The sequence below is a fragment of the Burkholderia sp. Bp9090 genome, assembly GCF_003857985.1.
In the GTDB taxonomy this organism is placed as follows: Bacteria; Pseudomonadota; Gammaproteobacteria; order Burkholderiales; family Burkholderiaceae; genus Burkholderia.
On the sequence record NZ_QTPV01000114.1, the window covers coordinates 1 to 638 of the forward strand.

1 protein-coding gene is annotated in these 638 nt (G+C 65.5%); it reads right to left on the reverse strand.

Annotated elements, in window-relative coordinates:
• On the reverse strand, window positions 1–634 hold a 634-nt coding region (locus DIE16_RS36320; protein ID WP_148095413.1), incomplete at its 3' end, for a hydrolase.
• Window positions 635–638: the final 4 nt, after the last annotated feature.

Genomic DNA, 638 nt, shown 5'->3' on the forward strand with positions numbered 1-638 from the left:
TCTTGTCGTACGAGAACTGGATGCCCGCGGTGCCGCCGGTTTCGATGAACAGGTTGATGAACGCGGGGACGGTCGCGCTGCGCGCCCAGTCGCGCTGCAGTTCGCAGAACAGCTGCGCGACGCTGATCATCTGGCCGCCGGCCTGCTCGATGCGGCGCAGCGCGGCTTCGTGCGCGGCGACCGACGTGCCGCCGACCGCGTCGACCACCACATAGACTTCGTAGCCGGCCTTCAGCGCGTCGAGCGCGGGGAAGGTCAGGCACGCTTCGGTCCACAGCGCGGTCATGATCAGTTTCTTGCGGCCGGTGGCCTCGACGGCCTTGCGGAACTCGACGTCTTCCCACGAGTTGATGCTGGTGCGGTCGTAGGTCGGATAGCCTTCGAGCGCGGCGCGCAGCTGCGGGATCGGCGGCTTGTTCAGGCCGGTCTTCACGTTGACGGTCGAGTGGACGATCGGCAGGTCGTACGCGACCGCGGCCTTCGATGCGCCGACGATGTTGTTGATCAGCAGCTGGCGATCCATCGATGCAATCGAGTTCACCTGGACCGGCTGGTAGTCGATGACGATGAACGCCGCGTTCTGCGGGGTGAGCAGGTGGTCGTTCGCGGGATCGCGAATCGGTTCGCTTGCCATGGTT